24 protein-coding genes and 2 pseudogenes are annotated in these 20,964 nt (G+C 48.4%); 21 read left to right on the top strand and 5 right to left on the bottom strand.

The features are described 5' to 3' along the window. Positions 1-55 precede the first annotated feature (55 nt). From K6T23_RS17810 to gdh, 4 genes are all read left to right on the top strand, one after another. On the top strand, positions 56-1,321 hold the full coding sequence (locus K6T23_RS17810; RefSeq protein ID WP_056540816.1) for a GntP family permease: 1,266 nt from the start codon (positions 56-58) through the stop codon (positions 1,319-1,321). 19 nt (positions 1,322-1,340) lie between these two features. Then, entirely contained in the window at positions 1,341-2,480 is a 1,140-nt protein-coding gene (locus K6T23_RS17805; protein ID WP_238284463.1) for a glycerate kinase, read from the top strand. A 527-nt stretch (positions 2,481-3,007) separates the two neighbouring features. Further along, complete coding sequence (locus tag K6T23_RS17800; protein ID WP_148985587.1) at positions 3,008-3,868, top strand: GRP family sugar transporter; 861 nt, start codon at positions 3,008-3,010, stop codon at positions 3,866-3,868. 45 nt (positions 3,869-3,913) lie between these two features. Next, positions 3,914-4,699 carry a glucose 1-dehydrogenase gene (gdh, locus tag K6T23_RS17795; protein ID WP_056540823.1) on the top strand — a complete coding sequence of 262 codons (786 nt, stop codon included), beginning with the start codon at positions 3,914-3,916 and terminating at the stop codon, positions 4,697-4,699. 145 nt (positions 4,700-4,844) lie between these two features. Here gdh and K6T23_RS17790 read toward each other — a convergent pair whose 3' ends face one another. The 3 genes from K6T23_RS17790 to K6T23_RS17780 form a co-directional block, all read right to left on the bottom strand. Beyond that, complete coding sequence (locus tag K6T23_RS17790; protein WP_238282162.1) at positions 4,845-5,480, bottom strand: NAD(P)H-dependent oxidoreductase; 636 nt, start codon at positions 5,478-5,480, stop codon at positions 4,845-4,847. 24 nt (positions 5,481-5,504) lie between these two features. Then, positions 5,505-5,822: a winged helix-turn-helix transcriptional regulator gene (locus K6T23_RS17785; protein WP_048007138.1), complete on the bottom strand. Its 318-nt coding sequence runs from the start codon at positions 5,820-5,822 to the stop codon at positions 5,505-5,507. A 1,089-nt stretch (positions 5,823-6,911) separates the two neighbouring features. Continuing rightward, entirely contained in the window at positions 6,912-7,511 is a 600-nt protein-coding gene (locus K6T23_RS17780) for a nitroreductase family protein (RefSeq protein WP_056540827.1), read from the bottom strand. A gap of 178 nt (positions 7,512-7,689) precedes the next feature. Between K6T23_RS17780 and K6T23_RS17775 the strand changes: the two are divergent. Then, positions 7,690-7,998: pseudogene (locus tag K6T23_RS17775) on the top strand (2Fe-2S iron-sulfur cluster-binding protein). A gap of 165 nt (positions 7,999-8,163) precedes the next feature. Here K6T23_RS17775 and K6T23_RS17770 read toward each other — a convergent pair. Further along, positions 8,164-9,147 carry a ring-cleaving dioxygenase gene (locus K6T23_RS17770; protein WP_048014567.1) on the bottom strand — a complete coding sequence of 328 codons (984 nt, stop codon included), beginning with the start codon at positions 9,145-9,147 and terminating at the stop codon, positions 8,164-8,166. Positions 9,148-9,281: 134 nt separating this feature from the next. Between K6T23_RS17770 and K6T23_RS17765 the strand changes: the two genes are divergently transcribed. Both K6T23_RS17765 and K6T23_RS17760 read left to right on the top strand, forming a co-directional pair. Continuing rightward, positions 9,282-10,238 (top strand): ring-cleaving dioxygenase, encoded by a 957-nt coding sequence (locus K6T23_RS17765; RefSeq protein WP_238282160.1) that lies wholly within the window; start codon positions 9,282-9,284, stop codon positions 10,236-10,238. Positions 10,239-10,252: 14 nt separating this feature from the next. Further along, the gene (locus K6T23_RS17760; protein ID WP_056541283.1) at positions 10,253-10,678 is read left to right on the top strand and encodes a MarR family winged helix-turn-helix transcriptional regulator; all 426 of its coding nucleotides are present in this window, start codon (positions 10,253-10,255) and stop codon (positions 10,676-10,678) included. 30 nt (positions 10,679-10,708) lie between these two features. Here the strand turns inward: K6T23_RS17760 and K6T23_RS17755 are convergent, their stop codons facing one another. Then, complete coding sequence (locus tag K6T23_RS17755; protein ID WP_218246532.1) at positions 10,709-11,677, bottom strand: DMT family transporter; 969 nt, start codon at positions 11,675-11,677, stop codon at positions 10,709-10,711. A 116-nt stretch (positions 11,678-11,793) separates the two neighbouring features. Here K6T23_RS17755 and K6T23_RS17750 point away from each other — a divergent pair, with 116 nt between their 5' ends. From K6T23_RS17750 to K6T23_RS17685, 14 genes and pseudogenes are all read left to right on the top strand, one after another. Continuing rightward, positions 11,794-12,360, top strand: coding sequence for an XRE family transcriptional regulator (locus K6T23_RS17750; RefSeq protein ID WP_238282158.1), 567 nt, complete (start codon positions 11,794-11,796; stop codon positions 12,358-12,360). Positions 12,361-12,541: 181 nt separating this feature from the next. After that, entirely contained in the window at positions 12,542-12,919 is a 378-nt protein-coding gene (locus tag K6T23_RS17745; protein ID WP_238282157.1) for a beta/alpha barrel domain-containing protein, read from the top strand. Then, positions 12,916-13,383 (top strand): hypothetical protein, encoded by a 468-nt coding sequence (locus tag K6T23_RS17740; RefSeq protein ID WP_079515598.1) that lies wholly within the window; start codon positions 12,916-12,918, stop codon positions 13,381-13,383. The genes K6T23_RS17745 and K6T23_RS17740 overlap by 4 nt, the downstream gene beginning before the upstream one ends. 62 nt (positions 13,384-13,445) lie before the next feature. Next, the gene (locus K6T23_RS17735; RefSeq protein WP_079516690.1) at positions 13,446-13,886 is read left to right on the top strand and encodes a GNAT family N-acetyltransferase; all 441 of its coding nucleotides are present in this window, start codon (positions 13,446-13,448) and stop codon (positions 13,884-13,886) included. A gap of 121 nt (positions 13,887-14,007) precedes the next feature. Beyond that, on the top strand, positions 14,008-14,844 hold the full coding sequence (locus K6T23_RS17730) for an alpha/beta fold hydrolase (protein ID WP_238282155.1): 837 nt from the start codon (positions 14,008-14,010) through the stop codon (positions 14,842-14,844). A gap of 19 nt (positions 14,845-14,863) precedes the next feature. Then, positions 14,864-15,322: a GNAT family N-acetyltransferase gene (locus K6T23_RS17725; RefSeq protein WP_238282153.1), complete on the top strand. Its 459-nt coding sequence runs from the start codon at positions 14,864-14,866 to the stop codon at positions 15,320-15,322. A 91-nt stretch (positions 15,323-15,413) separates the two neighbouring features. After that, positions 15,414-16,037, top strand: a complete 624-nt coding sequence (locus K6T23_RS17720) for a TetR/AcrR family transcriptional regulator (protein ID WP_238282151.1) — start codon at positions 15,414-15,416, stop codon at positions 16,035-16,037. Next, positions 16,031-17,293, top strand: coding sequence for an MFS transporter (locus K6T23_RS17715; protein ID WP_238282149.1), 1,263 nt, complete (start codon positions 16,031-16,033; stop codon positions 17,291-17,293). Before K6T23_RS17720 ends, K6T23_RS17715 begins: the two co-directional genes overlap by 7 nt. 1 nt (position 17,294) lies before the next feature. Next, complete coding sequence (locus K6T23_RS17710) at positions 17,295-17,708, top strand: NUDIX hydrolase (RefSeq protein WP_238282147.1); 414 nt, start codon at positions 17,295-17,297, stop codon at positions 17,706-17,708. A gap of 188 nt (positions 17,709-17,896) precedes the next feature. Beyond that, positions 17,897-18,259: a DMT family transporter gene (locus K6T23_RS17705; RefSeq protein WP_238282145.1), complete on the top strand. Its 363-nt coding sequence runs from the start codon at positions 17,897-17,899 to the stop codon at positions 18,257-18,259. Next, positions 18,256-18,645: pseudogene (locus tag K6T23_RS17700) on the top strand (DUF5360 family protein). The gene K6T23_RS17705 and the pseudogene K6T23_RS17700 overlap by 4 nt, the downstream one beginning before the upstream one ends. Before the next feature lie 54 nt (positions 18,646-18,699). Further along, positions 18,700-19,257: an isochorismatase family protein gene (locus tag K6T23_RS17695; protein ID WP_056540861.1), complete on the top strand. Its 558-nt coding sequence runs from the start codon at positions 18,700-18,702 to the stop codon at positions 19,255-19,257. Positions 19,258-19,384: 127 nt separating this feature from the next. Continuing rightward, positions 19,385-20,254: an ABC transporter ATP-binding protein gene (locus tag K6T23_RS17690; RefSeq protein WP_318341593.1), complete on the top strand. Its 870-nt coding sequence runs from the start codon at positions 19,385-19,387 to the stop codon at positions 20,252-20,254. Continuing rightward, a complete protein-coding gene (locus K6T23_RS17685; RefSeq protein WP_056540868.1) occupies positions 20,251-20,952 on the top strand; it encodes a hypothetical protein in 702 nt (233 codons plus the stop codon). The genes K6T23_RS17690 and K6T23_RS17685 overlap by 4 nt, the downstream gene beginning before the upstream one ends. Positions 20,953-20,964: the final 12 nt, after the last annotated feature.

Raw genomic sequence — 20,964 nt, 5'->3', positions numbered from 1 at the left:
AGAAAACGCTTACAATTAATTGCATAGAGAATAATTCGTCTGAGGGGGAGCAGAAATGGATGTTACTGTAAGCGCTTTAGGAGCAGTGAGTGCCCTTGTCATCGCTATCGTATTAATACTTAAAAAAGTCCCGCCCGCTTATGGGATGGTTGCCGGCGCGCTGATCGGTGGTCTCATCGGTGGAGTGGATATAGCCAATACCGTCAATCTTATGATGGAAGGAGCAAAGGGAATCATTCCAGCCGTCCTTCGTATCTTGGCAGCCGGGGTTCTCGCAGGTGTCCTGATCGAGTCAGGCGCTGCACTGTCCATTGCCGAAACGATCGTGAAAAAGCTTGGTGAATCAAAAGCACTCCTTGCCCTTGCCCTCGCCACCATGATCCTAACAGCAGTCGGAGTGTTTGTAGATGTTGCCGTCATCACCGTTTCACCGATTGCCCTTGCCATCGCAAAACGGGCAAAGCTGTCCAGGACGGCCATTCTCCTTGCCATGATCGGAGGAGGGAAGGCAGGGAACATCATGTCACCGAACCCGAATGCCATCGCGGCATCGGATGCGTTCGGTGTTCCCCTTACATCTATCATGATGGCAGGGATCATTCCGGCCCTATTCGGTCTCGCAGTCACCTACATGGTGGCCAAGAAGCTTGCCCGTAAAGGAACCTTCATCCAAGAAGAGAGCGCTGTGGTTGACGCCTCGAACATGCCTCTTTTCATTACAGCACTTGTGGCACCACTTGTAGCCATCCTCTTATTGGCCCTTCGCCCTTTGTTCGATATCAATATCGATCCGATGGTTGCCCTGCCGATTGGCGGGATCATCGGGGCCATTGCTATGAAGAAGACAAGAAAGATCAACGACTACGCAGTATCCGGCCTTGGAAAAATGTCGGGAGTGGCAATCATGCTTCTTGGAACGGGAACGCTTGCCGGTATCATTGCGAATTCGACCCTGAAGGATGTCATCATCAATGGCCTCAGTGCATCGGGTCTGCCAGCATATCTCCTCGCACCGGCATCTGGGATCTTCATGTCGGCAGCAACGGCATCGACGACGGCTGGTACCGCAGTTGCAAGTAGCGTATTCAGTGGGACCATCCTTGAAATGGGTGTGTCCGCCCTGGCCGGAGCGGCCATGATTCATGCAGGAGCCACCGTACTGGATCATTTGCCGCACGGAAGCTTCTTCCATGCGACGGCAGGTAGCGTGAATATGAGCATGAAAGAGCGCCTTAAACTCATGCCGTATGAATCCCTTGTCGGACTCACATTGGCCATTCTGTCGACTTTAGTGTTCGGCGTATTCAAGATTTTCGGTTAACCTGAGAGGAGAGAAAATGATGAAGATCGTCATCGCACCTGATTCGTTCAAAGAAAGCATGACCGCGCTGGAAGCGGCGCAATCCATTGAGAAAGGCATGAAAGCCGTCATTCCAGATGCTGAGTACCAGCTCCTTCCCATGGCCGACGGTGGGGAAGGGACCGTCCAATCCCTTGTGGATGCCACTGGTGGAACCATCAGGGAACGTTCCGTCACAGGACCCCTGGGTGAGGACGTCCCGGCCTTCTTCGGAATACTGGGTGACGGTAAAACGGCGGTCATTGAAATGGCAGCAGCTTCAGGTCTTCATCTAGTGGAGCCGTCGAAACGAAATCCCCTGCTCACGACATCTAGGGGAACCGGCGAGCTTATCCGTGCAGCTCTTGATGAAGGCGTCAGCCATATCATCGTGGGGATTGGCGGCAGTGCCACCAACGATGGCGGTGTGGGTATGACACAGGCTCTCGGAGGCAGGTTCTTGAATGAACAAGGGCAAGAGATCGGTCCGGGTGGCGGAGCACTCTCTACTATAAGTTCCATTGACTTGAGTCTGCTGGATCCAAGACTGGAATCCGTCAAGCTCGAAGTGGCATGTGATGTCACCAACCCCCTTACAGGGCCCACCGGTGCTTCTGCAATCTTCGGTCCGCAAAAGGGAGCTGATCCGGAAATGGTTGATATCCTTGACCAAAACCTTGCCCATCTAGCCTCCATTGCGCCGAGTGGTGAAGAGATCGCCAGCAAAGCAGGCACCGGTGCTGCTGGAGGACTCGGTTTTGCCCTTCTTGCTTTCCTGAATGCCGAGCTGAATTGCGGTATCGATATTGTCCTAAAGGCCTTGAAGTTCAGTGAGAACGTCAAGAATGCTTCTTTCGTCATAACAGGAGAAGGGCGCATAGACGGACAGACCATTTATGGCAAAACACCAATCGGAGTCGCAAAGGCTGCCAAGGAGTTCGGGATTCCCGTGATCGGTATCGCCGGTTCCCTCACGGATGACAGTAGGGTCGTCTATGACCACGGCATCGATGCCCTGTTTTCAATCGTATCCGGGATCATGGAACTGCCCGAGGCTTTCAGTCAGGCAACGCATCTTCTGGAACGTGCATCTAGGGATGTGGCTGCAGTCCTGAAAATGGGGATCGGAATAAGTAAATGAACTCTCGAAAATCAATCACACTGCCAAGCCATATCAGGCCGAATAAACCAATGAATTATGTGTAAAATCATCCTCTACATCAAAAAAATGCAATTTCTTCAGAGTAGCGACCTTCCAAAAAAGGTCGTTTTTTTTGAGTGGATTTTTTTATTTGTGACAGAATCGAACGCTTACATTTTACGTTTTTCCTGGTGAGTCGAACCCTTTGAAGTCCCCTGAAAACCGCGCCATTTCAAGGAAAACGGTTACTTTAAGTAGTCAGATTATTACGTGTATTATCACATTTATGTAAGGAAATGGAATAACCGTTTTTTCTGACAAATTCTGAATTACTTAGCATGACAAGGTTTGTTGCGTACGCTCAACATTTCACAAATGAAAGGGTTTATTTTTACGAAAATGGGTAAGAAAAAAAAGGAGCTCAATCGATTGACTATTTTTTTCTACCTAGTTACTATTAGTAACATTGAGTGAACAAATAGTCGCTCACAAATACATCAACAGTTTAGGAAAGAAGGTTCACATTCATGGATATTTTCTTAGCCATCCTTCCTGCGATATTCTGGGGGAGCATTGTACTTTTCAATGTGAAACTCGGTGGAGGCGCTTATAGCCAGACACTAGGAACAACAATCGGGGCGCTGATCTTCTCAGCTGTCATCTTCTTGGTTGTTCATCCGGTTCTAACACCAACCATCTTTATCGTCGGAATCGTTTCGGGTCTATTCTGGGCCGTAGGTCAAAGTAATCAGCTCAAAACGATCGAATATATCGGTGTTTCCAAAACAATGCCGATCTCAACCGGTATGCAGCTTGTTTCAACTGCATTGTTCGGTGTCATTGTATTTAATGAGTGGTCCACTGCGGTCACTGTCATATTAGGAATCATTGCCCTTATCTGTATCATCGTCGGAATCGTACTGACATCACTGGAAAGCAAGGAACAAAAGAACGAAGAGAATTCAAAACAATTCAAGAAAGCGATCATCACGCTTATCGTTTCAACCATTGGTTACCTTGTATATGTTGTCATTGCACGTCTATTCGACGTTGATGGTTGGACAGCCCTATTCCCACAAGCAATCGGGATGTTCATCGGAGGAATCATTCTTACTTACAGACATAAGCCATTCAACAAATATGCAATCAAAAACATCATTCCAGGGTTGATCTGGGCTGCGGGGAACATGTTCCTCTTCATCTCACAACCGAAAGTCGGAGTCGCAACAAGCTTCTCCCTCTCACAAATGGGTATCGTTATTTCAACACTCGGAGGAATCTTCCTTCTAGGTGAGAAGAAAACCAAACGTCAAATGGTCGGTATCATCTTCGGTATCATCCTGATCATCATCGGCGGTGTCCTTCTCGGAATCACGAAAAGCCAATAATCATCCATAGGTACAGCATCAACATAATCTAAGGAGGAATTCATTATGTATGAAGATTTAAAAGGTAAAGTAGTTGCCATCACTGGCGGATCCACTGGTCTTGGACGCTCAATGGCTGTCCGTTTCGGTCAAGAACAAGCGAAAGTTGTCATCAACTATTATGTAAACGAAGAAGAAGCAATCGAAGCGAAAAATGAAGTAGAAGCTGCCGGTGGGGAAGCCATCATCGTCCAAGGTGACGTGACTGTAGAAGCAGACGTCATCAACCTTGTACAAACAGCTGTAAAAGAATTCGGTACGCTTGACGTCATGGTCAACAATGCTGGTATCGAAAATCCTGTTCCATCTCACGAACTTTCTCTTGATAACTGGAACAAAGTCATCAACACAAACTTGACTGGTGCTTTCCTTGGTAGCCGTGAAGCAATCAAATACTGGGTAGAAAACGACATCAAAGGGAATGTCATCAACATGTCTTCTGTCCACGAAATGATTCCTTGGCCGCTATTCGTTCACTATGCAGCAAGTAAAGGCGGAATCAAATTGATGACCGAAACACTTGCACTTGAATATGCGCCTAAAGGCATCCGCGTAAACAACATCGGACCTGGTGCGATGTATACACCGATCAACGCTGAAAAATTCGACGATCCAGAACAACGCGCTGACGTTGAAAGCATGATTCCAATGGGTTACATCGGTAAACCGGAAGAAGTAGCATCCGTTGCTGCATTCCTTGCTTCTAAAGAAGCTAGCTATGTAACTGGTATCACACTGTTCGCAGATGGTGGTATGACAAAATATCCTTCTTTCCAAGCAGGAAGAGGTTAATAGGAAAAACGAAAAAGGGGGGCATTGTGCCTCCTTTTTTTTTGTGGATTTTTTAGTACCGACTTTTTAATGTGTAGTAGATTAAAATTGTGTTCCATAAACGATTACATAAATAAAAAACACCCAATCCGGGTGTCTTTGTCCATTAAAATGTTTGAGCCTTCTCATGAGCCTCTGCCATCGCTTTGGTCTTGATTTCTTCCGTTCTTTCAGGATATTTCATCTGGCCTTCGATGATGATGCTTTCGAAGGAAGCGACTCCGAAGAATTCCATCATCACTTCCATATACCGATGACCAAGCTCACGCGGTTCTTCCGGCCCTTCGGAATATATATCCCCCCGTGACTGGATATGGATGGCCTTTTTGCCTGCAAGCATTCCCTGTATTCCGTCCTTTGTGTAGATGAACGTCTTACCGGATACGGTAACGGCATCGATGTAGGCCTTCATGATGGCGGGAATGGAGAAGTTCCACATGGGAGTGACGAAGATATATTTATCTGCCAGCAGGAACTGACCGCCAAGTTCGGCAAGGCGTCCGACTTTGAGGCGTTCGGTGGTAGAGAGGTCTGCAAGCGATGCTTGGGAGCGGAGCTTTTCCCATCCGTTGAAGACATCACTGTCGAGAAACGGGATATCACTTTGATACAGGTCCAGGTGAACAATCTCATCTTCGGGGTGAGATCGTTTATATGTATCGAAAAATTCTTTGCCAACAGCCATGCTGAGGGATTCAGTTTCACTGAGTGGATGAGCTGTGATATAGAGAACGTTGGTCATGATGTCAACCCTTTCTATTAGAGGTTAGTCATGGACCCAGCTTTCTGCCCATTTGCTGATAGGTCCGAGGATGTTACCCAGTTCGATTCCCTTCTGTGTGAGTGAGTATTCCGATCGAATCGGCCGATCCGCTATGACTTCCCTGATGACAATCCCGTGTTCTTCAAGCTCTTTAACGCGCTCGGTCAATAATCGTCTGCTCAGGGCGGGGATGGCTTCGCTCAATTCGCTGAAGCGCTTTGGTCCACTCATTAAAACATAAATGATCAAGCCGGTCCATTTTTTACCGATCAGTTCGAAGCTTTTCTCTACTTTAGGGTGAAGTTCTTGTCGGTCCTCCACTATATGTAACCCCTTTCAAACGGTTGTATAAAAAAATAACTTATGTACTTATTGTAACAGAAAATCGTGGTGGCTGGCGAATTTTGTCCATTCAATCGGATGGGGTTGTTTGGGTTAGTATGTGCTGTGATGAGGGATTTAAGCGTGTTTGCCTCCATTTAAAATAGTGGGCCTTCGTTCAGATTCGGCAGGTGCTTTCTATCTGTAGGAGTCGTTGTTCTTTGCTGATTGAACTAGGTGATAAGGTTTAGGAACCCCATCCACTTTTTAAATGGGAGAGAAGAAGGGAAAGGTTCGTTGCGTTTCGCTGCGGTCGGCGGCTTTCCTCGGGGAGTCAGTTGAGCCCTTCGCTACGCCTGCAGGGTCTTAACCTTGCCTCTATTCCCGAAGGAGTCGTCCGCCCTTCGCTGCAAGGCACTTTGTGGTGGTAGGGAGGATGGTGTGTTCGACATATCTTTTAATGGGTGAGAAAATCCTCTTCTACTTCATAGACTATTTGATTGGGTTCGTTCCTTTTCGCTGCGGCCACCTGCTTTCCTCGGGGAGGGTGTTGAGCCGCTTCGGCTGCGCCTGCAGGGTCTCAAGCTACCCTCTATTCCCGTAGGAGTCAGGTGGCCTCCGCTACAAGGCACTTTGTGGTGATAGGTAGGATGCTGTGTTCGACATCCTTCCTTTTGATAGGTGCAAAAAATATTTTCTAGTTCATAGACTATTTGATTAAGTTCGTGCCTTTCCGCTGCGGTCGCCCTTTTTCCAACGGGGAATCATCATGAGCCGTTTTGGCTGACGTCAACAGGGTCTCAACCTTGCCTCTGGTCCCCAAAGGAATCGTCCGCCCTGCGCTGCTACTTCCATACTATTATGGAAGGGGATGGGGCGGTTCTTGCCTCTTTTGAATTCCCACTGGTAATTTCCTCTCTCTATCGGATATTCTGCGCCGTTCATCATCACCGTTCCATTGAGGGTGGGGAGGATTCATCTGGATGATTCGGTTCTGCAGCGTCTGCACAACCTGTGTTAGTCAGCATGAAAATGGCTAGGGATTTAAATAAAAAGCACAGCGATCATCCGGATCGCTGTGCTTCTGTCTTATTTATAAAATTTCACGCGTTCATCAAGCGGCTGGAATTGCTTTTCACCCGGCTCGGCTGTTGGATTGCCGAATGGCATTTGGGCGATGAGCTTCCAACTTTGCGGGAGGCTCCATTCGTTCTTCACGTCTTCATCGATCAGCGGGTTGTAATGCTGAAGGGAGGCGCCGAGGCCTTCTGATTCAAGCGCAGTCCATACAACGAGCTGATGCATCCCGGAGGATTGGTGGGACCAGATCGGGAAGTTGTCGGCATAGAGGGCGAATTGTTCCTGAAGGGACTTGACGATGCTTTCCTCTTCGAAGAACAGGACTGTGCCATAGCCTGCTTTGAAAGAATCCATCTTCTGTTGGGTTCCAGTGAAATCTCCGTCTCCTACTGCTTTTTTCAGGGCGGAAGTGGTTAGATCCCATAGCTTGTCATGAGCGTCTCCTGTAAGGACGACAACGCGAGCAGTCTGTGAATTGAAAGCAGAAGGCGTATGTTTGACGGCAAACTCAACGATTTCCTTTACCCGTTCGTCTGAGACACTTACCTGCTTATCGATTCCATAATACGTACGGCGGGACTGTAGGCTTTCATAAAAATCTACTGACATTGGATTTCCTCCTAAATATCTCGAATTAAAACATTTTAAACATAGGGTAATTATAATCGTCTGATATGTGGAAGTCAAATAATTATTTGAAAATTAATAAAATTTAACAGTCATCATACAAAACAGGAAAGATTGAATAGCGAATGGTTACACTATATAAAATGAGGAGGTCGGATCCATGCCAAAGTTGACAGTGATCGGTTACGGGAAATATACGGTTGAAAAGGGTACGAAGCTGGTTCTGGCCCTGGAGGACAACGGAGTGGACATCCTGCATTGATGTGGCGGCAACGCACGCTGTACCACGTGCAGGGTCGAAATTCATGACGGGGATTTCTGTGAGCTGTCGGCCGGTGAGACAGAGATGACGTATGAGGATCGCTTGCGCTTGTCCTGCCAGATCAGAGTCGAAGGGGACGCCTCCGTCCGTCCGGTCCTGACGGTGGAATCGACTGGCAAAAAGCCAGGTCCAAGACCGGCTGATTAAAGATAAGGGATGCGGTTTTCCGCGTATCCGCTTTAGCATGCTTATCGATAGATCTTTTCTTATTAAATCTGGAGGCAACATATGTGCTGTACTTTATACGGCTATACAGAAAAAGCACCGGTTTAAAAAACCGATGCTTTTTCCGCTTTTTACTAGTATATTTCTTCACTCATACTCTTTCTGGATATCTCTCGTACTCCTGACCGTATCGATCGGTCGAACGAGCGCTTCGATCTGCTCGCGCTTTGGCTCGAGGAATGGAGGCAGGGATAACTTCTCCCCGAGGGTTTCGTACGGCTCGTCTCCCATGAATCCGGGGCCATCTGTTGCAAACTCGAACAGGATCTGTGGAGCCACAGGGGCATAGAGTGATTCGAAGAAGTGGCGGTTCACATATCCGGACGTACGGAATCCGAACTCTTCCATGCGTTTTGTCCATTCATCAAGTACGGCACGGTCCTCAACGCGGAAGGCCACGTGGTGGACGGTACCGAAGCCTTGTTGGGCGCTCGGAAGAACGGTGTTGTGCTCGACGACGACCTGTGCCCCGTTTCCGCCTTCTCCGACTTCGAACAGGTGGAAGCTTCCTTCATGACCGATTTCTTTAAATTGAAGGACCATTTCCATCAATTTTTTGAAGTAGTCGAAGTCTTGGATGCGGATAAAGATCGGTCCTAGACCGGTGATGGCATATTCCAATGGAACCGGTCCATCCTGCCATGGGGTGCCGGCAGGGACGCCTTCATTCTTTTCATCCGAGATCAATTGGTACTGCTGATCATCGAAGTCGGTGAAAGAAAGGGTCTTTTTCCCGAAGCGTGTCGTGATGCCACTGTGGTCGATCTTCAGGCGATCGAAGCGTTTGACCCAGTAGTCAAGGGCTTCATCACTCGGTACACGGAAGGATGTTTTCGCGATTTCATTCGTTCCGTGTACCCCACGTGGAATGTTAGGGAAGTCAAAGAACGTCATATCGGTTCCTGCACTTCCTTTGTCATCGGCAAAGAAAAGATGGTATGTCTGGATATCATCCTGATTGACGGTCTTTTTCACAAGGCGCATCCCGAGGACGTAGGTGAAGAATTCATAATTCTTTTCCGCACTGCTCGTGATGGCGGTCACGTGATGGATTCCTTTTAAATGGTTCAAGGCCTATCTCTCCTTTTTTTTCGTATCGTTTGTAGCTGGGCCACATGCTTGACGGTTTTTGAGTTTAGTACTAAACTGATAATACATAATCACATGAAAAGATGCAAGCAAGAAACATTCAGGGAGGACGCATCATGGAACTCAAAGGAATCCATCACATCTCATCACTTACAGCCAATGCGGCAGTAAACCTGCCCTTTTATCGTGACATCCTCGGCATGCGCCTCGTAAAGACGACGGTAAACCAGGACAATCCGTTCTATTACCATCTATTCTATGGGGACGAAACGGGAAGTCCGGGATCGGAACTGACCTTTTTTGAAATCCCCAATCTGGCTAAGAATCATGCCGGTACGGATAGCATATCCCTCGTGTCATTGCTAGTGCCGTCAGAAGAAGCACTGGGCTATTGGCGAAGCCGGTTCCAAGAATTCGGAGTTGAGCATGACGGGATTTCCTATCGGTCTGGATATAGCGTCCTCGGGTTCAGGGACCGCGACGGTCACCGGATGCAACTGCTGGCGGATCCGGGTGCTGAGAGGAATACGTGGTCAGGGAGTACGGTTCCTCAAGCGTATGCCATCAGTGGCCTCGGTCCTGTGCAGTTGACGGTAAAAGATACGGAAGCGACCGAACGCTTCCTGGAAGAGATTCTGGGGTTTGTGAAAAAGGACACGGGAACCGAAGGAGAAAACAAGACTTTCACAACTGGTCTTGGAGGGAGAGGATCCGAGGTCCATCTTCTTCAACAAGATGGACCGAAAGAACGCCAAGGGCGCGGTGGGGTCCATCATGTCGCATTCCGTGTGAGCGATGAGGAGGAGCTCGATGAGTGGATCGATCATCTGGAGAATCAAGGGATCAAAACGTCGGGATCGATTGATCGCCATTACTTCAGATCAATCTATTTCCATGATCCGAGCGGCATCCTCTTTGAACTGGCCACTGACGGACCGGGCTTCGAAACCGATGAGACCCGTGACCGTCTCGGCAGGAACCTTTCCCTGCCGCCGTTCCTCGAAGAAAGAAGAGAGGAAATCGAATCAAAGATCAAGCCACTTCCAGAGGCACGAAGGGAGGAAGGGAAATGAGCAATCCACTATCCATGAAGGAAAAGCGCCTTGGCCTGATGCTGTGGTTTCGTCTCTCGCGGGTATACAATCATAGCATCAAGGAAAACAATGATCACCTCAAGAAATGGGGACTCACCAGTGCCCAGTTCGACTGCTTGACCCAAGTGGGGGTGCATGGGAAGCTCACACAGAAGGAGCTCGGTGAGAAATTGTTCGTCACCAAGGGCAATATCACGCAGCTCATCACGAAGATGGAGAAGCTCGGATACGTGCAGCGTGAACAGCAGTGGAAGACGAAAACCATTACCCTTACAGCAAGCGGGCGGGAGCTCTACGACGAAGTGGTTCCACAACAGGAGCAGGTCCAAGCCACCCAGTTTCATGGTCTCGATCGCGAGGAGCAGCAACAGCTGCTGGGTTTACTGAAGAAAGTGCAGAAGAATATGGAGTCATCATAAAGAAAAGCGTCCCGGGCAGGACGCTTTTTCTTATGGAGTGCTCTTCTGAAGGGTGACGGATCGGGGGGCATTCATCTTTTTCATATTTAACGTATGACCGATGATCCCGGCGATGATCAACAGGATCCCGACGGCTGCAATGCCGGTCGGAAGCGGGCTCGACAGGAAGATGGCTTCACCGGCCATGACGAACAGGACCTGGGTCGACTGCGTGGCTTCGACTGAGGCGAGCTTCCCTTGATGATGACGGACCCGGTTCGTGGCAATAAAGAACAGGGTAGTGGCAATCACGCCTGAGCACACTGCTACAACAAAGGATTGAGTCACTTGCCCGCCACTCGGCAAACCCGCTTTCCATATGGCGAGTGCGCTCAGGATCAGCCAGAAGGGGAGGCTTGCAATCGTCATGCCGAGGATCCGCTGGAACGTATCGAGCCTTCCGTTGCATAAGCTCATCATTTTACGGTTACCGAGAGGATAGGCAAAGGTCGCTACGAGAACCGGCAGGATGCCCATCAACATCTGGATGGGTGTCAGCTCGGCAGCTTGCTGCTGTTGGATAAAGATTACACCTGTGAGGATGAGAAGGGATATGATCAGCGCTTTCTTTTGGATGCGGTGGCGCTGTTTGCTTCCGTCTGGCCCAGTGGTGAAAAAGAGCGGCGCGAGCAGGATTCCCGCTACGATCGTGAACTGCCATGTGCCCGCTACAAGCCAGCCCGGTCCATAAGTGGCGGCATAGGTCAGTGGGGCGTAGAACAGGACGAAACCGAAAAAGCTCCAAAGCAGCCATCCACCAGGATTCGCTTTGAGTTCAAGAAAGACTTGTTTCATATTCTTCCTTGCAAGTACAATGAGAAGGAAAAACGGAAGCATGAACAGGAAACGAAGGGAAGCACTCCACATCCAGCTCCCCCCGGACAGCTCCATGGAACGATTCAAAATGAATGTAACGGCAAAGAACATGGACGAGACAATTCCAAGAAGAAGTTCTTTCATAAATCATTCACCCTTCGGTTAAATATAGTAAACTATAAGATAAATATAATATACCGAACACGAACCTACAACAGGCTGATTGAATTAATTTTCCGACAATGGAAGGAGAAATGAGTATGAACACATGGGAAGATCCTGAATCTCTTGCCAAACATATCGGTACCATCCTGAGGGATGTACGCGGGGAACAGAATTTAAGTTTGCAGGCACTTGCCGATTTGACCGGCGTCAGCAAGCTGACCCTCGGGAACATCGAGCGTGGGGAGGCCAATCCGTCACTGACGATCATCTGGAAGATCGCCAATGGTCTATCGATCCCGATTTCCTCTTTACTGATGGAAAAGGAGCAAGTGAAGGTGTCGAGGAAGAATGAAGGAAGAAAGGTATTGAGTGCTGATGGATCCTTGACCCTTGAACCGATGTTTTCCACCTCTCATTATGGTTCACTTGAAACCCACAGGGCTTTCCTTAAGCCGCACAGTCATTATATGGCCGACGCCCATCAGACGGGAGTGAAGGAATATGTCACCGTCATGGAAGGGCGCGTGGAGGTGAGGGTGGGTGACCGGCTTTATTCCCTAGAACAATACGATTCCATCCAATTCCCTGCGGATCAACCCCATGGCTACTCGAACTTGGAAGAAACCGAAGCCGTTCTTCATTTTGTTATGATCTATTCGTGAAATAAGGAAAAGAATCGTCATAAACTTGTAAAGAAAAACAGGATACAAATCCCAATGAGGTTGTTATATAATGGTATAGGTACAGGATCAAAGTCGTGTTTTGTCGATAAAAATCGAATTGTGACAGGGTTCAGGGTATAATTTAGGTTGATAAATTGTTACATAGAAGGAGGAACATAAGATGGGATGGATAATCGCCATTTTGTTTGGTGCGGCTGTTGTGCTGCTCATTTTATCGTTTGTAAAGACGAGCCAGTCGAAATCTAAGCTCGAACAACAGGTTGAGCACATGTCGATTTCGGTGATGAATGAAGTACACGAATTGGAAAAGCAGATGCGCGCCATGCAGCTGGACGCGGAAATTACCGCACAGCAGGCAGGTGCAGTACCGGCCACATCCGATGAACGCCGCGTGCTCCGGGAAATGTTAGATCTTCATAAGCGTGGATACTCCATTGAAAGCATCGCATCAGAGCAACAGCTCCCGACCATAGAAGTCGAACGCATGCTTACACCATATATGACAAAAAAGGCTGAAAGGAGCATGGTTGCCCAATGAGACCCAATACATTGCGCAGTTTTGCCTCTGGCCTTCTTGTCGCCGCAACCGTGACCGGCGGGGTCTACTTTTTCACCGATCAGCCGGAAGCAAAAACGACGACAGCGAAACCTGAGACCAAGACCGTCAAGGAAAAGATGACGGATGACGAAATGATCCAGCATCTGACCTCAAAAGGATTCGCCATCCATAAGGGTGAAGAAGAGAAGCAGGAAGCAGAAAAAGCTGACGATCAGCCTGCAAAAGAAAAGATCGTATATAAAACCGTCCTGACTGTTTCAGATGGGATGACCAGCATTGATGTAGGGAACGCCCTTGAAAAAGCTAATATCATCAAAGACGGACTCGATTTCTACAAGCGCGTCGAAAAACGTAAACTCGAGAACAATCTTCGTCCAGGAACGTTCGAAGTCGAGAGCGGCATGACGACGGATGAGATCATTGATAAGGTGTTTAAAAAGTAATAGAAAAAATCAACACACTTAAAGGAGGGCCGGATGGTCCTCCTTTTTGAATGGAGGAAAAGATGGATTATAAAATAAGCGTTTCCTTAGAAGGTAACGAAGACTTCACAACTTTTTTGCATCATAACATAAGAGAATATAATAATGCGCATTCTCCTAAACATAAAGAAAAAAGGGAGGAGAATGCGGTTAAGCCACTAACCTTGATAGTATCGGATTCTACAGGAAAGTGGTTAGGGGGATTATATGCGGAGTGTTACTGGAATTGGATGGAGATTCATGATTTTTGGCTACACGAAGAGTCCAGAGGGAGAGGCATAGGAACAAAGATTCTAGAAGAAAGTGAAAGGATCGCCATAAAGAAAGGAGTCAGGAAGGCACTGTTGACTACGTTTGAATTCCAGGCCCGTTCATTTTATGAAAGCAAAGGGTATGAAGTTGTGGGGGAAATCATGGATTATCCACCAGGTAGCAGCTACTATACAATGGTGAAAACGTTATAAATGGGTGGATCGACTCCACGGTTCCTTCTATTGAAACAAAAAGGAATAAAAATGAGGATGGTGTGCAATTACCAAAAGTAGGATAATGATGCTTAGAACCATAAGAGAGGAGATAGTTGTAGTGAAAACCTATTATCGATCCAACACCCATATCACCGAGTGGGGTGATCATGATCACCCCGTAATTTTCTGCCTGCACGGCCTGGGAAGTACGGCTCTCAGTTTCATTGAAATTGCAGAAGAATTAAAAGGTGAATTCAGGATCATAGCCGTTGATGCCCCCGGTCATGGCCGGACTGCTCCATTTGCAAACCCGGCAGACTATGAAATGCCCAGGATGGCTGAGTGGCTGGAGGGGGTCATCCAAGCACTGAAACTGGAAGACTTCTATTTTCTCTCCCACTCCTGGGGAAGTTTCGCCCATTTGTTCTATCTGTTGGAGAACCGTGACAAGGTGAGGGGCTCCATCCTGATTGACGGAGGCTATCAGGCAAAGAGCCTCGGAAATATTAGTGAAGCGGATGAAGTCGCGTATTACCGCAAGGATTTCGAGGATTCGTGGAGTACATGGGATGAGTTTCTGAATGAAGCGGTATACAGTGGAAGCCGGAGGTCGGATGCTCTTGACCGTGCAGGAGAAGATCTTGCTTTGATGAAGGATGGACGATATTACTGGCACGCACGGGGGGAAACGGGTGCAGCATACGTCATGGCCATGCACCGGCATGAAGTCCTTGAGCATTATGATCGATTGCCACGGGGGATCGTCCTTTTGCGTGCAACACTGCCGGTTCAACGTGAGGAAAACCGGATTCATATGGCTACGTTGTTTAAAGATGGGGCTAAGGCGATTGTGAAGGATATCCCTCAGGCATCCCATTTGATTCATTGGGACCGGCCGGATGTCATCGTGAACGAAATCAGGGAAAGCTGGGGTAAGAAAGATGATGAGAACTGATAGATGTTCAATCGAGCGTATGACGGATAAGGATATCCCGTCCATCAGGAGGTTATATGCAGACGAAGATGTAAGGCGATATCTTGGCGGAGTCAGGAACGATCTGGATTTTGAAGGGTTGATGGCAGTGATGGGTCAGCAGCTCCACTGGGCTGTTCGCGATTTGAAGGACGGTACATTTCTTGGAGGAGTATCCCTTTCGACCCATCACAATGGCCGGGATACGGAGGTGTCCTATCAGTTTTTACCGGAGCACTGGGGGAAGGGATATGCCAAGGAAGCCGTGGCGGCAGTGTTGACTCATGGCTTTCAGACGCTGGAGCTCCAACGCATCGTGGCTGAAACCCAAGTGTTGAATGACCGCTCATGCAGGCTATTGGAGAATCTCGGGATGAGAGTGGAAGAAGAAGTGGAGCGATTCGGGGCAAGGCAGGCGATTTATGCAATGACCAGGGAAGAATGGCTGGTGTCTTCGTGATTCTGAATTTTCTAAAATAAATATTGACGATGGAAATGTTTGGGTGTATATTATTGATTGATCAATCAATCAATTTTAAAGGGGATACGCCATGAAACCATCGATGGAGGAAAAGAAGAGGCTTAAACGCGACCGGATCTTTCGTACTGCAAGCAAAATCTTCAGCGAAAAGGGCTATTTCGAGACGACTGTAGCGGATATCGCAAAGGAAGCAGGTGTAAGCTTCGGAACGGTCTTCACGTATTTCGAGACGAAGGAATTGCTCTATGAGACCGTGATCCTGGAACAGCTTGAGGAGATCAAACCGCATTTCCTCGACATCAAGGGTACGTTTACCGGTGACCCCATGGAAATCATTAAGGCCATGGTCGACCGCCATGTCACGATCTTTTCAGAAAAAAGTGAATTCCTCCGCCTTGTCCAGCAGGTGTTGGCTAGGCTCGATCGCTATCCGGCATTGTTCGAGGAGCTGGATGGCTTTGTGACCGATTTTATTGAGTCGGTGAGTCCCGTACTGGAGGAAGGACAGAAGATGGGATTATTTTACCCCGACCCTCCTGACCTTCTCGCCCACTCCTACATGTCCACGTTGAATGGAATGCGACTTACCTACATAGATGCCCCAAGTAATCACAGGCTGTGGGAAGCGTTGAAGATACAAGCCATACGCCTCTTCGGTCCGTATCAACACCCCGACGGTGCGAGGAAATGGTAAAACTGAAGGAGATCCATCCCAACGTCAAATTCAGGCTGGTGATGCAGTTTTTCGGCGGACTTGTCTCCATGGCCGTCATGCCGTTCCTGGCAATCTATTTTGCCGGTAAGCTCGGGGCTGCGATCACGGGTATCGTCCTGGTGGTCGTGATCCTGAGTGGCATTGCCGGCGGTTTCCTCGGCGGTACCTTGTCCGATAAACTTGGGAGGAAGAAGATCATGGTGTACGGGGAGCTCGGGCTCCTGGTCTCCTATGTCTTCATCACCCTGTGTAACTCACCATGGTTCGATCTTCCCTATGTAACAGCCTTTCTCTTCATCTTCAATATGTTCTTTGGTGGTCTGTTCAGTCCCGCCGCCCAGGCTATGATCATCGACGTCACAGACTCCGCTTCGCGAAAAACCGTCTTCACCATCAGCTATTGGCTCGCCAATCTTGCCAATGCCATCGGAGGTGTAGTCGGGGCCTTTCTCTTCAAAGACTACCTGTTTCAACTCTTCATCGGCGTCACGTCCATCACGTTTATTTCTTTACTGGTCACAATTTCTATTCATCTCGGAAAGCTATTCACCTCAGAATCCCATGAAGATGTACCTCCTGTATCCATCAGTTACAGCAGCGTGCTGAAAGATAAGCTGTTCATGTATTTCATCGTGGGAGGCATTTTGATCCTTACGTTGGAACAGTCCCTCACAAACTACATCGGCATCCGTTTTGAGCGGGATATTCCGCAGCAGACAGGGAGCGTATTCGGTTTAAGCTTTGAACTTGACGGGACCCGGCTCCTTGGTTTTCTCCGGACGGAAAATACACTCCTGGTCGTGGCACTATCAGCCCTCGTTCTGCTCATGTTCAGGAAGTGGAGGGACCGGACCACCCTGCTTACTGGCCTTATTGTTTTTACCATCTGTTTCAGTGCATTTGCGGTCACCGACAATATCCTGTTCCTCTTCATCCTCATGTTCTTTGGCACCGTCGGAGAGCTGATGTATGTACCAATCAAACAGGCGATGATCGGTGACTTGGCCCCCGAGAACGGGAGGAGTACCTACATGGCCTTCTATAGCCTCACTGGTTACGGAGCCATGATCATTGCTTCCCTTCTCATCGTCGTCGGCGAGTGGCTGTCACCGGTCTACATGGGCGGAGTCTTGCTCCTGATCGGTCTTGGTGGATCACTGTGTTATGGCATCCTTACCGCCAGGATGTCGGGAGCTGCATCGAAAGAAGTCATACTGAAAGCGGAGGAAATGTAAAATGACAAAAACATGGAATGGTTCGGCAGGTGTCTGCTTCAATGATAAAAATGAGGTCCTTCTCGTAAGAGGATACAACTCCACCAAGTGGGCGATCCCGTCAGGCGGAATCGAAAAAGGGGAAACGCCTGAAGCCTGCTGTGTAAGGGAAATGATGGAGGAGACGGGATACACCGTGAAGATCCTTAAGAAACTGAAGATCAAAACGACCGTCGTCAAAGGCTACGATGTCTGCATTCATTACTTCCTTGTAGCGGTGAAGGGCAGCCCGAGGCCCCTGAACGACCCCGATCAATTAGTGGAAGAAGCCGCCTGGTTTTCGTTTGATGAGCTCAGCATACTCGATCATCAGTATCCTGAGGATCTTCCATTCCTTACGAGTTTATATGATGAGATCGACATGACATCCCTTTAAAATGCATTAAGCTACTGAAGTGGGAATTTTAACTTCCGCAGTTCGTGCTTAAAAGAGCTTCCTTATAGGTGCCAGGCACAAAAAGAGGAAAAGGTGCCAGGCACAAAAGAGGCGAAAGGTGCCAGGCACAAAAAGGGCAAAGGGTGCCAGGCACAAACACCCCACCCGCTTAAAAGGAGTGATTTATCATGCACTGGATCTATCTCATCGCGGCCATATTGTTCGAGGTCGCGGGGACGTCGAGCATGAAGGCGTCGGAGGGCTTTACGAAAGTTGGACCGAGTATCTTATTGATGGTTTTCTATATAGCGAGTTTGTCATTTTTGACGCTAGCCTTGAAGGGGTTGGACGTATCCCTTGCGTATGCCGTGTGGTCAGGGATGGGCATTATGATCATCACTTTCATCGGGGTGTTTTACTTCGGTGAGACCATCACTTGGCTGAAGGCGGTGGCGATCATCTTGATCATTGCGGGAGTGGTGATCCTGAATGTGGCTGGTGGTCACGGTACGGAAGATACTCCGCAGATTGGGGAGGAGACGAACAGGTGAGGGCCATGAAAGGTTTTTTTCTCGTTACAGACATTGGATTCATCCTCTATTGGATTGTGACATTCACGGGGTGGATTCCCCAGGATTGGGCGTTCAAGGATTATGATGATCCCCATATCGTGGCCTGGAACTGGTCGTTCCTCCCTCTGGATCTCCTGATTTCTGTATCCGGATTAACCAGTCTCTACCTGCTGAAGAGAGGCAATCCATCTTGGAAGGGCCTTGCCCTGATTTCCCTTGTACTCACCAGCTGCTCCGGTCTGCAGGCGGTCGCCTTCTGGGCATGGATGAAGGACTTTGATGCGGCGTAGTGGGGATTTAATCTGTATCTATTACTCTATCCCCTCCTGTTTATCCCGAGACTGATAAAAAAGAATGATATCTGAATAATGTGATATTATAGAAGGGATTAACATGGCATACATAAAGGGGTAGATAAATTGAAACAGACACTAGTGATCATTGATTGTCAGCAGGATCTCATGGACGGAAGCGAAACCGAGGTGCCGGTTTGGGAAAAGGAGAGGGTCATCTCCACAATCAATCAGGTGATTGCCAAAGCGCAAAAGGAACAGATCGACATGGTCTTCATCCGCGATGTGGATGTGGCGGAAGGAAAGGGCCCTGGATTTGAAATCCATAAAGATATCCATGTCCCGGGGGACGCCGTGATTTTTGATAAAGCAGCTACGAATGCCTTCCATGGTACTCCTCTTCTCGCCCATTTGAAGGATGCCGGCATCGGTCATCTTGTTATGATGGGGTGCAAAACAGAGTACTGCATCGATACGGCTGTAAGAACGGCGACGGTCAGTGGATTTGACGTGACGCTCGTAGAGGATGGGCACACGACCTCCGACTCAAAGGCACTGCCTGCGGAAAAAATCATTGCGCATCACAATGCGACCCTGCACGGCCATTATAATGTCGAGCATTTCGCCATGGTCAGGAAAGCGGAAGAGGATCTGTTCCGACCAGCGCATGATCAGTATAGATAATCGAACTTGCAATGAAGGAGACTTCCCCAGTATGTAAGGGGAAGCCTCTTTTTTATGGGAATTTTTCGGGTTTTCTGTAATAATGAGCAAGAATATATTTCCATATATGTGAAAGAGGGTAGGAAGCGTGTCGCTACTGCTAACAGCTGTGAATATCTCAAAAAAATATAAACAACACCAAGTATTAAGAGGGATATCGTTCTCTTTGTACAGCAATCAAATCGTCATGCTGAGGGGAGATAATGGAGCCGGTAAAAGCACATTGCTTAAACTGATTGCGGGTATGAGCAGGGTGGACGAAGGAAGCATCATTCACGGTTTGATGCCTTTGACCATTAGTTATGTACCGGAAGTCACGCCAAGAAGTATTCCCTTTGCCCCTGTAGAGTACTTGACCCACATGGGAAAGATTCGAGGGATGGATGCAGGCACCCTTCGGACACGGATAACCAAACTGATGGGAGATTTCGGACTGGAGTCTGTCAAAGATCAGCGTATCTCCACCTTTTCCAAAGGCATGAAGCAAAAGGTCCTCATCATGCAGGCCATGCTGGAAGAGCCGCATCTCGTTATCATGGATGAGCCACTGTCCGGACTTGATGCCCCTGCTCAGCAGGAATTAGAGGAATTGTTTGGGCAGTTGAAAGGAACCGGGGTGGGAATCGTCTTCACCTGTCATGAATCCAGAAGGCTGAGCAGGCTTGCCGATCAGATCTTTGTTATAAAAGACAAGGGACTGGTGAAAGAGGAGCGTTTACTCAAGGAAAAATTCAGGATTGTCTTTGATATCCATTCAACAAAACTGGATCATGTAACTCCTCTTCTTGAAATGAAAAAATCACTCGAACTAACCGATGACCGGTTGCGCATGGAAGCGGCGCTGGGTGAGGATGAAATGGACAGGGTGCTCCTGGCACTTCTGCAAAGAGGAGCATCCATCAAAGAAGTAGGAGTCGACGTTTCAATGATCGAGGGAAGAGGGGTGGTTCAGTCATGACGGCACTGTTCCGCTATTCCTTCCTTGTTCATCTGCGCACCTTTAAATCTATACCGCCCTTATTCATATACCTATTCGTTCTGATGCTGAATTACACATATACGCCCAATCCTATCTTGGACAGCTATTCCTTTACGTCCATTGCCCTGTTCTTCATCATGGGGTGGATCACGATCACCATCTTCCATGCGGAGGATGAGGGTCAAAAAGAAGTGACGCTCATGCATGCGAGGCCGGTATGGCGCTATCATGCATCCCTGTATACCATTGCCCTGCTTAATGGCTTCGTCCTCAGCATCCTGTCGGTCGGGTATCCTTTGGTCATCGGAGGGTTCGGGGAAGGGTTGAATCAATATCATGTCATAATGGGGGTGCTTGCCCACTTCTCACTGAGCGTCTTATCCATCTCCTTGTCGGCCCTCTTCACAAGGGAATGGATGAGGAATCCGTTGAACACATGGTGGGGGACGCTCTCGGTGCTCATCCTTACCCTGGCGTTGGCATCCATGGGGAAATGGATTGCCCCAGTGGTGATGTGGTTTCTTCCTCCCCTCTATCGCTCGCTGGATATCATGGCGATGAACGATGATCTGTCTTCCATATCGGCGTCTGTTTATGCAAACTATGGGTGGATCCTTTTCTATAGCGTCATGCTCATATGCGTTTACTTTATCCTGCTGTACCGGAAACAGAAATGAAGCAAATAAAGA

The organism is Rossellomorea marisflavi (genome assembly GCF_022170785.1).
In the GTDB taxonomy this organism is placed as follows: domain Bacteria; phylum Bacillota; class Bacilli; order Bacillales; family Bacillaceae_B; genus Rossellomorea; species Rossellomorea marisflavi_B.
This window is presented reverse-complemented; position numbering and strand designations above follow the sequence as displayed.

Bases quoted from the DNA above. Each gene is read 5' to 3' on its own strand.
- K6T23_RS17810 (WP_056540816.1), top strand. From the start codon at position 56: ATGGATGTTACTGTAAGCGCTTTAGGAGCAGTGAGTGCCCTTGTCATC.
- K6T23_RS17805 (WP_238284463.1), top strand. From the start codon at position 1,341: ATGAAGATCGTCATCGCACCTGATTCGTTCAAAGAAAGCATGACCGCG.
- K6T23_RS17800 (WP_148985587.1), top strand. From the start codon at position 3,008: ATGGATATTTTCTTAGCCATCCTTCCTGCGATATTCTGGGGGAGCATT.
- gdh (WP_056540823.1), top strand. From the start codon at position 3,914: ATGTATGAAGATTTAAAAGGTAAAGTAGTTGCCATCACTGGCGGATCC.
- K6T23_RS17790 (WP_238282162.1), bottom strand. From the start codon at position 5,480: ATGACCAACGTTCTCTATATCACAGCTCATCCACTCAGTGAAACTGAA.
- K6T23_RS17780 (WP_056540827.1), bottom strand. From the start codon at position 7,511: ATGTCAGTAGATTTTTATGAAAGCCTACAGTCCCGCCGTACGTATTAT.
- K6T23_RS17765 (WP_238282160.1), top strand. From the start codon at position 9,282: ATGGAACTCAAAGGAATCCATCACATCTCATCACTTACAGCCAATGCG.
- K6T23_RS17760 (WP_056541283.1), top strand. From the start codon at position 10,253: ATGAAGGAAAAGCGCCTTGGCCTGATGCTGTGGTTTCGTCTCTCGCGG.
- K6T23_RS17755 (WP_218246532.1), bottom strand. From the start codon at position 11,677: ATGAAAGAACTTCTTCTTGGAATTGTCTCGTCCATGTTCTTTGCCGTT.
- K6T23_RS17750 (WP_238282158.1), top strand. From the start codon at position 11,794: ATGAACACATGGGAAGATCCTGAATCTCTTGCCAAACATATCGGTACC.
- K6T23_RS17745 (WP_238282157.1), top strand. From the start codon at position 12,542: ATGGGATGGATAATCGCCATTTTGTTTGGTGCGGCTGTTGTGCTGCTC.
- K6T23_RS17740 (WP_079515598.1), top strand. From the start codon at position 12,916: ATGAGACCCAATACATTGCGCAGTTTTGCCTCTGGCCTTCTTGTCGCC.
- K6T23_RS17735 (WP_079516690.1), top strand. From the start codon at position 13,446: ATGGATTATAAAATAAGCGTTTCCTTAGAAGGTAACGAAGACTTCACA.
- K6T23_RS17725 (WP_238282153.1), top strand. From the start codon at position 14,864: ATGACGGATAAGGATATCCCGTCCATCAGGAGGTTATATGCAGACGAA.
- K6T23_RS17720 (WP_238282151.1), top strand. From the start codon at position 15,414: ATGAAACCATCGATGGAGGAAAAGAAGAGGCTTAAACGCGACCGGATC.
- K6T23_RS17715 (WP_238282149.1), top strand. From the start codon at position 16,031: ATGGTAAAACTGAAGGAGATCCATCCCAACGTCAAATTCAGGCTGGTG.
- K6T23_RS17710 (WP_238282147.1), top strand. From the start codon at position 17,295: ATGACAAAAACATGGAATGGTTCGGCAGGTGTCTGCTTCAATGATAAA.
- K6T23_RS17705 (WP_238282145.1), top strand. From the start codon at position 17,897: ATGCACTGGATCTATCTCATCGCGGCCATATTGTTCGAGGTCGCGGGG.
- K6T23_RS17685 (WP_056540868.1), top strand. From the start codon at position 20,251: ATGACGGCACTGTTCCGCTATTCCTTCCTTGTTCATCTGCGCACCTTT.